11 protein-coding genes and 1 pseudogene are annotated in these 12097 nt (G+C 61.9%); 3 read left to right on the top strand and 9 right to left on the bottom strand.

The window, feature by feature from the left end; translation table 11 throughout:
- The first annotated feature begins 77 nt into the window (after positions 1-77).
- Positions 78-1091 (top strand): annotated as a pseudogene (locus tag IF189_RS16640) (ABC transporter substrate-binding protein).
- A gap of 37 nt (positions 1092-1128) precedes the next feature.
- Here the strand turns inward: IF189_RS16640 and IF189_RS16635 are convergent.
- Positions 1129-3261: a TonB-dependent receptor gene (locus IF189_RS16635; protein WP_192551932.1), complete on the bottom strand. Its 2133-nt coding sequence runs from the start codon at positions 3259-3261 to the stop codon at positions 1129-1131.
- 93 nt (positions 3262-3354) lie between these two features.
- Positions 3355-3741 (bottom strand): DUF2946 domain-containing protein, encoded by a 387-nt coding sequence (locus tag IF189_RS16630; protein ID WP_192551931.1) that lies wholly within the window; start codon positions 3739-3741, stop codon positions 3355-3357.
- A 94-nt stretch (positions 3742-3835) separates the two neighbouring features.
- Between IF189_RS16630 and IF189_RS16625 the strand changes: the two genes are divergently transcribed.
- On the top strand, positions 3836-4276 hold the full coding sequence (locus IF189_RS16625; RefSeq protein ID WP_192551930.1) for a DUF3995 domain-containing protein: 441 nt from the start codon (positions 3836-3838) through the stop codon (positions 4274-4276).
- On the opposite strand, the gene IF189_RS16620 is transcribed toward IF189_RS16625, so the two are convergent.
- The 7 genes from IF189_RS16620 to IF189_RS16590 form a co-directional block, all read right to left on the bottom strand.
- Complete coding sequence (locus tag IF189_RS16620) at positions 4273-4635, bottom strand: Na+/H+ antiporter subunit G (protein WP_085711416.1); 363 nt, start codon at positions 4633-4635, stop codon at positions 4273-4275. The genes IF189_RS16625 and IF189_RS16620 overlap by 4 nt on opposite strands.
- On the bottom strand, positions 4632-4910 hold the full coding sequence (locus IF189_RS16615; RefSeq protein WP_003225959.1) for a K+/H+ antiporter subunit F: 279 nt from the start codon (positions 4908-4910) through the stop codon (positions 4632-4634). Before IF189_RS16615 ends, IF189_RS16620 begins: the two co-directional genes overlap by 4 nt.
- Positions 4907-5395, bottom strand: a complete 489-nt coding sequence (locus IF189_RS16610; RefSeq protein WP_192551929.1) for a Na+/H+ antiporter subunit E — start codon at positions 5393-5395, stop codon at positions 4907-4909. Before IF189_RS16610 ends, IF189_RS16615 begins: the two co-directional genes overlap by 4 nt.
- The gene (locus tag IF189_RS16605; protein ID WP_192551928.1) at positions 5392-7071 is read right to left on the bottom strand and encodes a monovalent cation/H+ antiporter subunit D; all 1680 of its coding nucleotides are present in this window, start codon (positions 7069-7071) and stop codon (positions 5392-5394) included. The genes IF189_RS16610 and IF189_RS16605 overlap by 4 nt, the downstream gene beginning before the upstream one ends.
- Positions 7068-7412, bottom strand: coding sequence for a Na+/H+ antiporter subunit C (locus IF189_RS16600; RefSeq protein ID WP_003192163.1), 345 nt, complete (start codon positions 7410-7412; stop codon positions 7068-7070). Before IF189_RS16600 ends, IF189_RS16605 begins: the two co-directional genes overlap by 4 nt.
- The gene (locus tag IF189_RS16595; RefSeq protein ID WP_192551927.1) at positions 7412-10312 is read right to left on the bottom strand and encodes a monovalent cation/H+ antiporter subunit A; all 2901 of its coding nucleotides are present in this window, start codon (positions 10310-10312) and stop codon (positions 7412-7414) included. Before IF189_RS16595 ends, IF189_RS16600 begins: the two co-directional genes overlap by 1 nt.
- Positions 10313-10418: 106 nt before the next feature.
- The gene (locus IF189_RS16590) at positions 10419-11357 is read right to left on the bottom strand and encodes a DMT family transporter (RefSeq protein WP_192551926.1); all 939 of its coding nucleotides are present in this window, start codon (positions 11355-11357) and stop codon (positions 10419-10421) included.
- 85 nt (positions 11358-11442) lie between these two features.
- Between IF189_RS16590 and IF189_RS16585 the strand changes: the two genes are divergently transcribed.
- Entirely contained in the window at positions 11443-12006 is a 564-nt protein-coding gene (locus IF189_RS16585) for a helix-turn-helix domain-containing protein (protein ID WP_134826383.1), read from the top strand.
- Positions 12007-12097: the final 91 nt, after the last annotated feature.

Genomic DNA, 12097 nt, shown 5'->3' with positions numbered 1-12097 from the left:
TGACTGAGTATTCAGAGGCTTGTGGTCTTCTGTCAGGCCATCCTGCTATTGCTGTGAACAGCACGAGGTGCAAAAGCATGAACGGATTTCGACGGTTGCTGGTCGCTGGGCTGGCCACAATGGGCTTGATGGCTGCGGTGCCGGCGGCCAATGCGGCACAGACCCCGATCCACTTCGCCGACCTGAACTGGGAAAGCGGCAGCCTGATCACCGATGTCCTGCGGATCATCGTCGAGAAGGGTTACGGCCTGCCGACGGATACGCTGCCGGGCACCACCATTACCCTGGAAACCGCGCTGGCCAACAATGACATCCAGGTCATCGGCGAGGAGTGGGCCGGGCGCAGTCCGGTGTGGGTCAAGGCCGAGGCCGAAGGCAAGGTCGCCAGCCTGGGCGATACGGTCAAGGGTGCCACCGAAGGCTGGTGGGTGCCGGAGTACGTGATCAAGGGTGATGCCGCCAAAGGCATCAAGCCGCTGGCGCCGGACCTGCGCAGTGTCAGTGACCTGAAGAAGTACAAGGACGTGTTCAAGGATCCGGAAACCCCGAGCAAGGGGCGGTTTCTCAACAGCCCGATCGGCTGGACCTCGGAAGTGGTGAACAAGCAGAAGCTTACGGCGTACGGGCTGCAGGACGACTTCACCAATTTCCGCAGCGGTTCCGGTGCGGCGCTGGATGCCGAAATCAGTTCGTCGATCCGCCGGGGCAAACCGGTGCTGTTCTATTACTGGTCGCCGACGCCACTGCTCGGCAAGTTCAAACTGGTGCAGCTGGAAGAGCCACCGTTCGACGCCGAGGCCTGAAAGACCTTGACGGACGCCGACAATCCCAACCCGAAACCGACCCGTTCACTGGCCTCGAAACTGTCGATCGGGGTGTCCGCGCCATTCCAGAAGCAATACCCACAGATCGCGGCGTTCTTCAGCAAAGTCGATTTTCCGATCGAGGATCTGAACAAGGCGCTGGCTGATATGAGCGAGAAACACACTCCGCCACGGGAAGCGGCGGAGGCGTTCATGAAGGCTCATCCGGATGTGTGGCAGGCGTGGTTGCCGAAGGATGTGGCGGACAAGGTTCAGGCAGGTTTATAGCAGTGCGGCGAGGGAGTTTCTCCCTCGCCGCTGTGTTTCAGAACCGGGTCTGTACGGCCAACTCAAAGGTGCGTGGCGTGCCCAGGTAATACGCCGGTGACACATGGGCGAATTCGGCATACACCTCGTTCGTCAGGTTGCGCACCCGGCCGGTGACGGTGGTGTGCGTATCGACCTTGTAGCTGAGGAAACTCCCGAACAAGGTGTACGACGGCACGGTCATGGTGTTGGCATTGTCCGCATACACCGACGCCACGTACCGCGCATCAACCCCGCCTTGCCACTGTGGGGAAAAGTCATAGGTCAGCCACAGATTGCCGACCCGGTCCGGCACATTGGTCGGCGTGTTGCCCTTGCGTGAAACCACCACGCCGGCGGCGTTCTTCTCGTTGAACTCATCGTATTGCGCATCAACCCAGGCGAAATTACCCTCGGCCAGCAGCTTGTCGGTGATCCGCAGGGAGCTGGCAATCTCGATGCCTTTGGACGTCTGCTGGCCGACCGGAATGCTGTTGGTCGGATCCAGTGGATCCGTCACCGCGAAGTCTTTGCGCTCGATTGTGTAAGCAGCCACCGTCGCCGACCCACGTCCATTCAGGTAGTCGAACTTGCTGCCGATTTCCCATTGCTTGCCCGTTGAAACATCGAAGTCCTGAGTACCACCGGGTTGCTCGGCGGCGGTGCTGTATTGCACGTAGACATTGGCTGATGGAATGAACTGATACGTCAGGCCGACGCGCCCGGTGACAGGCTCCCAACTGCGCTTGAGATGGCGCGGGTTGCTCGCCGTCACCGTGCGATGGTTGGTCACGTCCAGGTCGATGTCGTCGTAGCGCAGGCCGGTGAGCAACGAAAGCTTGTCGGTCAGCGCCAGGCGGTTCTCGGCGAACAGCGCCTTGGTGCTGACCTCGTTGGTCTTGTCGCTGACAAAACCGGGCTTCGTGCCCGGTATGTCGTAGAAATGCCCCGGACGATAATTGTTCGGGTCCACGGTGCTCGCGCCTTTGACGTTCAGCGGCGAGTTGGTGGTCTGGTTGACCTTGTATTCGAAGCCGCCGGACCAAGTGGTGGCGAGGCCGAACAGGGTGTTGTCATGGCGCAGTTCGAACTGGTTGCCATCCTGCTCACCCTGATGCCGGACCTGATAGGCCGTGGAGCGGTTCACGGCGCTGTTGTCGGCGCTGTACTGGTAGGTTTCCAGATTGCGGTAATCACGCTGGCTGTCGAGGTGATAGAGCGTGTTGCGCAAGGTTGTGCTGTCGTTGATCCGGTAGTCGATGATCGAGCGCACCCAGATCGTCCGCTGCTCGTAGCGACCGTCCTCGACGTTGTAGTTGTTGAAGCGATTGTGCCTGTCGATTTTCAACTCGCCAGCCTTGGGGTTGAGCACCGGGGTGCCCCAGTACGGGCTGTCTTCGTGTTCGTCCTGATATTCCAGGGCCAAGGTGTGCGACAGGTTCGGCGTCAGGTCGCTGAGCAGCGAGAACGCCATGCTCCAGGCATCGCGTTCCTGACGGTCGATGTAGCCGTTGCTGGTGTTGTGGCTGACGTCGAGGCGCGCGTAATGCTGCACGTCGGCGCCGGGCTGGCTGAGGGCGTGGTTGAGGCCGAACGCGGATTCGGTGGTGTCGTAGGTGCCGTAGCTGACCCGGCCTTCGGCGGCTTGCTCGTCGCGCGTCGCCAGTTTGGTCACGTAGTTCAGCGAACCGCCGACCGAGCCTGCGCCGTTGATCAGCGACGACGGACCGCCGACCAGTTCCACTCGGTCATAGATCCACGAGTCCACTGGCCTTGCCAGTCCGCTAGAGACATTGATGCCGTTGAACATCTGGGTGATCTGGCTGCTGGTGAAGCCGCGATAGGACACGAATCCGCCAAAGCCTGGCGGCGCACTGGCGTTCACGCCGGGCAGGGTGTTGGCAGCGTCCTGAAAATTCTGCGAGCCATGACGCTCGATGTCATTGCGATTGGCGATGGCCACCGAAGCCGGGGTGTCGCGCACGCTCAAGCCGAGGCGTGAAGCCATGCCGCTGGACTGGTCGAGGCTCAGGCCCGGTTCGGCGGCGGACTCGCCATCAATGGTGATCGGCGCCAGATCCACGGTGGATTGGGCCCAGGCGTTGACGGACAGGCAGCCGCACAGGCTCGCCAGCAAGGTAAGTTGTTTCATCGTTTGAATCCTGAATGCTTGTCTAGGAGTCAGCGCACAGGCGAACGCCGCGCGTTGGCGCAGTGGGCTGACAAATCAAAAAGGCAAAGACACTCAGGCGAGCGGCGGGGCGCGGGGGTTGGCCGAAGGCCAGGTGAAGCGGGCAGGGAGGTCGGCACTGACGATGACTGGCAGCGGCGGACTGTGTTGTTCCGGCAGGATCGCCAGGGTCAGGCTGGAGTTGAACGCCGGGCCCATGCCGCCGGTGGAGCACAGCGGACAACCGAAAGCCTTGGCCAGGGTTGGCAGTTTTTCTTCGGAAGGATTGGACGCGAGTGGCGCCTGGGTATTCGGGTCGACGGCGCAGAACTGGCCACCGATTCCGTTGAGCTGCATCCCGACCATTTGCCCGTGACCGATGCTGCAGGCGAACACGTTGAACAGGACGCAGCAATAGAGCATCCAGGCCAGCAGTGAGCGATCGGAACGGGTGAATTTCATGGGGCGGCACTTTACCGCACCGCCGACCGGTCGTGCACATGGAAAAATGCCGACTAGGATGTTTTGTTCAAGCCTCTTGAAAGGATTCTCGACCATGACCTTTGTGTTGGCTCAATGGCTGGTGACGATATTTGCGGCGATCAGCCTGATGCATGTGTATTGGGCGATGGGTGGGCAGTGGGCGGCCGTGGCGGTGATTCCGCAGGTTCCGGTGGATAACGGCGGGCAGGCCCTCAGACCGGCGTTCAAGCCGTCAGGCTGGATCACGCTGGTGGTGGCGGCGGCCCTGCTACTGATTGCCGCACTGGTGTGCATGAGAGTGGGCTGGTGGTTTTCGCCGGTGCATCACTGGGCGTTGCAATGGGTGATCAGTGCGATTGCGCTGCTGATGTTCGCGCGGGCGATCGGCGATTCGGAGCTGGTGGGTTTCTTCAAGGAAGTGAAGGGGTCGCGGTTTGCCCGGCTCGACACTTGGGTCTACTCGCCGCTGTGTCTGATATTGGGAGCCGGGCTGTTGGCCGTTGCCTGGATCTAGCTGCCGCTTTCGGTGCGTCGGCTGCTCACTTCAGCCGGCACATCGTCCCCGGCCATGCGCTTGCGGAACAACGCCGCACGCGCCAGCAGCAGGGTGGTCACCGGCACGGTGATCGCCAGCAGGATCGGGATCAGCCACGCGTGCAGCACCGGCCCGGACTTGAGTGCGGAAAAGCAGATGATCGACGCCAGCGCCACGCACCACGCACCGAGGGTCGAAGCCAGTGCCGGTGGGTGCATGCGCTGGAAGTAGTCCTTCATCCGCAACAGGCCGGTCGCGCCGATCAGGGCGAATACACCGCTGAGTACCAGCAGGATCGCCACCGGGATTTCCACCCACAGAGACAATTCAGCGTTCATTCGATCACCTCGCCACGCAGGAGGAATTTCGCCAGGGCAAACGAGCCGACGAAACCGAACAGCGCGATCAGCAGCGCCGCTTCGAAATAGGTGTCGCTGGAGTAACGAATCCCCAGGGTCAGCATCATCAGCATGGCGACGATGTACAGGTAGTCCAGCGCCAGTACCCGGTCCTGTGCCGATGGCCCTTTGAACAGGCGAATCAGCGTCAGCACCATCGCCAGCGAGAACAGGAACAGCGTCAGCAGAATCGCATTCGACAGCAGCGGGCTCATTCGAAAATCTCCATCAACGGCTGCTCGTAAGTGACCTTGAAGTGCTGGATGAATTGCGCCTCGTCATCCAGATCCCAGACGTGCAGCAACAGAATGCTGCGGTCCAGCGCCAGCTCCGACCACACGGTGCCGGGCACTACCGTACAGATCATCGACAGCGCCGCCAGACCGTTGGCATCGCGCAGGTCCAGCGGCACCTTGACGAATCGTGAGCGAGGCGGCCGGCGTCCCGCGCTGAGCACACCCCACGCCACCGCCAGATTGGAGATGATCACGTCACGCCCGACCAGCAGGAACAGGCGCAGGATTGTGCCAGGGCGGCGGATATGGATCTGTTGCGGGCGCAACTTGCGCATCATCAGCGGCGCGCAGAAACCCAGCGCCGCCCCCAGCAGCAGGTTACCGGGGCTGATCGACAGGTTCAGCACCAGCCAAAGCAACCACAATGCAAGCGACAGCCACGGAGCAGGAAACAGGCGCTTCATGGTTGCACCTCCTGCAGCGCAGCCTTGGCTTCCGGGCTCGGTACGACGCGGGTGCCGAGCACCGCCATCACGTATTGCTGCGGGTTGTTCAGCGCGTCTGCGGCGGCCTGGGTGTAACGCAGCAGCGGTTCAGCCTGGAAGGTCAGGGCGATGCTCAGGCCGAGCAGCAGGAAAATCGGCGTGCATTCCAGTTTGCGCAACACGGGTGACGGGCGCTCCTCCGGCGACCAGAAGCGCTGGATGCCCAGGCGCGAGAACGCCATCAGCGAGCCGAGTCCGGTCAGGATCAGCAGTGCCAGCAACGCCCAGGCAGCATTCGAGATCGGTTCGCCAGTGCCGAGCCCCAACGGATTGAGCAGGGCGCCGATCAGGCTCAGCTTGCCGATGAACCCCGACAGCGGCGGCATGCCGATGATCAGCAGCGCGCAGGCGATGAAGCTGAGACCTAGAAATGCCATGGTCCACGGAATCACCTGGCCGACCACGGCTTTCTGGTCATCGTCGAGGTTGATGCCCTTGACCGGTGGCTGCCATTGCTGCGGACGCGGCAGCAGCTCGTTTTCGTCTTCCAGCGGCACTTCGACGGCGGTGCGCGAACGTTCGATCAGTTCCGCCAGCAGGAACAGTGCGCTCAGGGCCAGCGTCGAGCTGACCAGATAGAACAGCGCCGCGCCGATCAGGTTCGGCTGGGCGAAACCCACCGCTGACAGCAGAATCCCCGCCGACACCAGAATGCTCAGGCTGGCCATGCGTTCCAGGCGTTGTGCGGCGATGATCGCCACGCCGGCGCAGAGCATGGTCGCCATGCCGCCGTAGATCAGCCAGTCGCCGCCAAAGTAGGCGGAAGCGCCAGCCTGTCCGGAGAACAGCAGCGTCCACAGGCGCAGCAAGGTGTAGACGCCGACCTTGGTCATGATCGCGAACATCGCCGCCACCGGCGCACTGGCCGAGGAATAGGCCGGCACCAGCCAGAAGTTCAGCGGCCACATCCCGGCCTTGGCCAGGAACGCCACTGCCAGAATCGCCGCGCCGGCATGCAGCAAACCACGGTCGGCTTCCGGCACCAGCGGAATCTTCATCGCGAGGTCGGCCATGTTCAATGTGCCGGTGACGCCGTAGATCAGCGCCGCGCCAATCAGGAACAACGACGAGGCCAGCAGGTTGATCGAAATGTAATGCAGCCCCGACGACACCCGCGCCCGGCCCGAGCCGTGGAGCAGCAAGCCGTAGGACGCTGCAAGCAGCACTTCGAAGAACACGAACAGGTTGAACAGGTCCGCCGTCAGGAACGCGCCGTACAGGCCCATCAACTGAATCTGGAACAACGCGTGGAAGCTCGAGCCTGCGCCGTCCCAGCGAGCCATGGCGAACAGCAGGGCGCTGACGCCGATGATGCCGGTCAGTACCAGCATCAATGCCGATAGCCGATCGACCACCAGCACGATGCCGAATGGCACTTGCCAGTTGCCCGGCAGGTAGACGCCGATGGAACCGGGTACGCCGGTGGTCTGGGTCCATTGCAGCAACAGCAGGGAAACCACAAGGCCCAGCATGGTGGAGAACAGGTTGATCTTCGCCTTCAGCGGCCGGTGCTTTTCGCCGAGCATCAGCATGATGGCGGCGGTCAGCAGCGGCAGCAGGATCGGTGCGGCGATCAGGTGGGTCATCGCCGTCATTCCTTGGGCTCCCTTCCGTCAACGTGGTCGGTGCCGGTCAGGCCCCGCGACGCGAGCAGCACTACGAGGAACAGCGCGGTCATGGCGAAGCTGATGACAATGGCCGTCAGTACCAGTGCCTGGGGCAGCGGGTCGGTGTAGTTGAGCAGGTCCTGAGGTACGCCGTCCTTGATGATCGGTTCTTTGCCGATGAACAGGCTGCCCATGCTGAAGATGAACAGGTTGACGCCGTAGGACAGCAGGCACAGGCCCATGACCACCTGGAACGTCCGCGGACGCAGGATCAGCCAGACCCCGGACGCGGCGAGCACGCCGATGGCGATTGCGATGACTTCTTCCATCAGACGGCTCCTTTGATGGCAGCGGTTTTGTGACCCCGGACCGACTGGTGGGCGAGGGCGGTGAGGATCAGCAGTGTCGAACCGACCACCACCGCGTACACGCCGATGTCGAAGAACAATGCACTTGCGATATGGATATCGCCCAGCACCGGCAGACTGAGGTGCCAGGTGTGCGTGGTGAGGAACGGATAACCCGCCAGCATCGCGCCGAGACCAGTGACCGTGGCGAACAGCAGTCCGGTACCCATCCAGCGCAGTGGCCGCAGGCTCATTTGCGCCTCCACCCATTGGGTGCCGGCGACCATGTATTGCAGGATGAACGCCACCGACATCACCAGACCGGCAACAAAACCGCCCCCCGGCTGGTTGTGTCCACGCATGAACAGATAGAAAGACACCACCAGTGCAATCGGCAGCAGCAGGCGCACCAGCACCGCCGGCACCATCATGAAGCCGAGCGCAGTGTCGCTGGCCGAACGCGGGTTGACCAGATCGGTGACCACGTCCGGCGCCAGCAGGCGTTGCTGGGCTGGCAGTTGCAGGCTTTCTTTCGGCGGGCGGAAGCGGCGCAGCAGGGCGAACACGGTCAGCGCCACGGCCACCAGCACGGTGATTTCCCCGAGGGTGTCGAAGCCACGGAAGTCCACCAGCATCACGTTGACCACGTTGCTGCCGCCGCCTTCCGGCAAGGCGCGGCTCAGGTAGAACGAGGAAATGTCGTTCGGCGTCTGCCGGGTCAGCATCGCGTAGGACAGCAAAGCCATGCCACCGCCGACGGCAATCGACAACAGCAAGTCGCGCAGACGACGCACACGGGCCTTGCGCAGACTGCTTGGCAACGGTGAAACCTCTTCGATCCGCCGTGGCAGCCAGCGCAGGCCGAGCAGGATCAGCACCGTGGTCACCACTTCGACCACCAGTTGCGTCAGGGCCAGATCCGGTGCCGAGAACCAGACGAAGGTCACGCAGGTCATCAGGCCGCAGACGCTGACCATGGTCAGGGCGGCGAGACGGTGATACTTGGCCTGCCACGCGGCGCCGAGGGCACAGGCGATTGCCAGCAGCCACAGGGTCACGAACACGATGGAGCCGGGAATCTTCGGCCGGTCGCCCCAGCTCAGGCTGCTGTGCAGCATCGGGATCAACCCGGCGAGCACCGCCGCCAGCACCATCAGGAACAGCTGGGTTTGCAGGCGTTTGGTGCCGATCCGCCGCTCCAGTCGCCGAGCCAGGCGCATCATTGCGACGAGGCTGCGCTCGAACAGGCGCTTGCCGTTGAAGCGGCCCACCAGCGGCGGGAACTTGAAACGGCCACGCTTGAGCTGATTGCGCAGCAGCAGGTAGACCACGATGCCGCCGGACATGGCGATCAGGCTCATGATCATCGGTGCGTTGAGACCGTGCCAGATCGCCAGGCTGTATTCCGGAAGTACGCCGCCGACTACCGGCAGTGCAGCCGCCGCCAGCAACGGGCCGACGATCTGGGCCGGGAAAATCCCTACCAGCAGGCAGGTGAATACCAGCAGTTCAACCGGGGCGCGCATCCAGCGTGGTGGCTCGTGCGGGGTGTGAGGCAGATCGGTGGCGGTGGGGCCGAAGAACACGTCGACGGTGAAACGCAGCGAATAGGCAACGCTGAACGTACCGGCGATGGTCGCGACGATTGGCAACGTCGCTTCAACCCACGCGGTGGCGTTGATGAACACGGTTTCGGCGAAGAACATTTCTTTCGACAGGAAACCGTTGAGCAACGGTACGCCGGCCATGGAGGCACTGGCCACCATCGCCAGGGTGGCGGTAAATGGAATCAGTTTGAACAGGCCGTTGAGCTTGCGGATGTCGCGGGTGCCACTTTCGTGGTCGATGATCCCGGCGGCCATGAACAGCGAAGCCTTGAAGGTCGCATGGTTGAGAATGTGGAACACCGCCGCGACCGCTGCCAGCGGACTGTTCAGGCCCAGCAGCAATGTGATCAGGCCGAGATGGCTGATGGTCGAGTAGGCCAGCAGGCCCTTGAGATCGTTCTGAAACATTGCGCAGTAGGCGCCGAGCAAAAGCGTGGCGGCACCGGCGCCGCTGACGATGTAGAACCATTCTTCGCTGCCGGACAGCGACGGCCACAACCGTGCAAGCAGGAAGACCCCGGCCTTGACCATGGTCGCCGAGTGCAGATAGGCCGAAACCGGTGTCGGCGCCGCCATCGCGTGGGGGAGCCAGAAGTGGAAGGGGAACTGGGCGCTTTTGCTGAGGGCGCCGATGAGAATGAGGGGAAGCAGGATGGGGTAGAGGGCATGTGCACGAATCAGATCGCCGGCGGCCAGGACCTTGTCCAGGTCATAGCTGCCAACCACATGGCCGAGGATCATGACCCCCGCCAGCAGGCATAGTCCTCCCGCGCCGGTGACCATCAACGCCATGTAGGCGCCGCGCCGGGCGTCGTGACGGTGGTGCCAGTAGCCGATCAACAGGAACGAGAAGAGGCTGGTCAGCTCCCAGAAGAACACGATCTGGATCAGGTTGCCGGAGATCACCAGCCCGAGCATGGCGCCCATGAACGCCAGGAAAAACGCGAAGAAACGCGGCACCGGATCATCCGGCGACATGTAATAACGGGCATATAAGGAAACGAGGGTACCGATGCCCAGCACCAGCATCGAGAATAGCCAGGCAAAACCGTCCATGCGCAGGACGAAGTTGAGGCCCAGGCTGGGCAACCACGTAAATTCTTCGCGGATCACGCCGCCGTGGGCGATTTGCGGGTATAGCAGGGCGACCGAGACAGTACCGATCAAAGCGACCAGGCCTGCCAGCAGGGATTCGGCGTTACGTGCGTTGTGCGGCAGCACGGCTGCCAGACAGCTGCCCACAAAAGGCAGAAGCAGTAGAACTATCAGGGACATAGGCTTCTAATCTGCGGAAGTTTGTGAAGCATCATACGTGCCAGCTCCCGGATCGCCAAACGCGAGGATGTCTCTGAATCCTACAAGGTAGTCGTAAAAAACCCGCTTAGCCTTCTGTCTCGCGCTCGAACTCTTCTGTGACCGCTTGTGTCGCTTTGCCCTTGGTCTTCAACTCACTGACAATCACCGCCGCCACAATCAGTCCTGCACCCACCAATGCAATCGCAGGCAGACGCTCGCCGGCAATCCGCCCGGCGATCCCGGCCCACACCGGTTCACCGGCGTAAATCAAGGTCGCGCGGGTTGGCGAAACACTTTTCTGCGCCCAGTTCATTGCGACCTGAATCGCTGCGCTCATTGCACCGAGCCCCAGGGCTGTGCTGAGCAGCAGCCAGGAAAAGTCCGGGATCGCCTCACCGGTCGGCACCACCATCAGAAACGACAATGCCGAAGTCGTCGCCAATTGCACCACCGTCACCCGGCGCACATCGACCTGGCCCGCATAGGTGCTGATCAGAATGATCTCGGCCGCTATGGCGATGGCGCTGATCAGCGTGGCGATTTCACCGGGACTGAAATTCAATGAAGCGCCGGACGGCCCCGACAGCAGCATCAAACCGGTAAACGCCAACATGATCCCGATGCTCGGCATCAAACCCGGGCGCCGGCCCAGCACCAGCCATTGCAGTAAAGGCACAAACGGCACGTACAGCGCAGTGATGAACGCCGACTGGCTGCTCGGAATGCTCTGCAAGCCAACGGTCTGCAAACCATAACCGAGCAGAATCGCCACGCCGATGAAGGCGCCGGCCTTGAGTTCGAACAGGGTCAGCTCACGCAGGTGCTTCCACGAAAACAGCGCCACGATGCTCGCCGCTGCGGCAAAGCGCAGGCCGACGAAAAACATCGGGCCGCTGACGGTCATCGCGTGCTGCACCAGCAGAAAGGTGCCACCCCACAGCATGGTGATCAGGACCAGCACGCACTCGGCTTTGTTGAAACGGGAAAACCGCAGGGGAGTTTGGGGGGACCTGGCTGACGTCATGATCTTGCGCACTTTTGAAGAGGGGACGCACAATGCGCCAAATGTTGCGCAGTATACTGCCCAACCCCAGCCAGTGAGCAATATAGTGCACAAAGATTCTGTTCAGCGGGCTTCGGTCCTGCAACACGTCAGCCAGAACGTCCGGCGCCTGCGCCACGCCGCCGACATGAGCCAGACGACTCTCGCGGAAAAGTCCGGAGTCAGTCGGCGCATGTTGGTGGCGATAGAAGCCGGCGAGAAAAACGTCAGCCTGACCACCCTCGACCGCGTCGCCGAAGCCCTCGAAGTAGCGTTCAGCGATCTGATCCAGGCTCCTGACAATCGCGATCCGAGCCGGATCAACGAACTGGCCTGGGCCGGCAGCATTCCCGGCAGTAAAGCGGTGCTATTGTCCAAGGCAGCCGCCACCCGGGAAGTGGAACAGTGGGAATGGTGCCTGCAACCGGGAGAGGTCTATCCCTCGCAGGCGGATGCCGAAGGCTGGAGCGAGCAGATTTTCGTGTTCGAAGGCTGCCTGACCCTGATGCTCGGCGACCAGCCGCAGCACATCGCCGCCGGGGAGTTTTTCATGTTCGCCAGTAACCAGCCACACACCTATCGCAACGATGGGGACGTCGCGGCGCGCTTTGTGCGTAATGTGGTGATCTGACTGTTGCGGGGCCGACAGCAGTTGAACAGTTTGTTCTTTTCTGCGTGCAGATTGCTTTAGGTTTGCATCTCAATTTATTGATATATAAAGA

The sequence above is a fragment of the Pseudomonas sp. IzPS59 genome (assembly GCF_014863505.1).
Lineage (GTDB): Bacteria > Pseudomonadota > Gammaproteobacteria > Pseudomonadales > Pseudomonadaceae > Aquipseudomonas > Aquipseudomonas kribbensis.
Note: the sequence above shows the minus strand (reverse complement) of the source record. Positions and strands in the feature narration are given on the sequence as shown.